The sequence below is a fragment of the Chryseobacterium sp. SIMBA_029 genome, from assembly GCF_046535275.1.
Classification (GTDB): Bacteria; Bacteroidota; Bacteroidia; order Flavobacteriales; family Weeksellaceae; genus Chryseobacterium.
Genome location: NZ_JAWRXA010000854.1, coordinates 1 through 235 on the forward strand (window position 1 = coordinate 1; position 235 = coordinate 235).

Consider the following 235-nt stretch of genomic DNA (forward strand, 5'->3'; position numbering starts at 1 on the left):
ATATAGAGTATACAGGTATCCGAAAAATTCTTTTTGCTTATGATAACCACAAGTCCATGACCTGGTCTGCCATGAATGATATCAATTATTTCATCAGTGAGTTCAGTTCTGAGATTGAGGTATTCAATGTAAGTGAAAGTCTGGAGGATTTTACAGAAGTTATTGAAGACATCGACTTAAATTCAGGATATAACATGGATGATATTAAATACAGTTTTAAAATGATCCAGTCTAT

At 32.3% G+C, this 235-nt stretch carries 1 protein-coding gene; it reads left to right on the forward strand.

All coding sequences use genetic code 11. The features are described 5' to 3' along the window. Positions 1-235 (forward strand): hypothetical protein (locus SB679_RS26300; protein WP_410705371.1); only part of this gene is annotated, 235 nt, incomplete at both ends.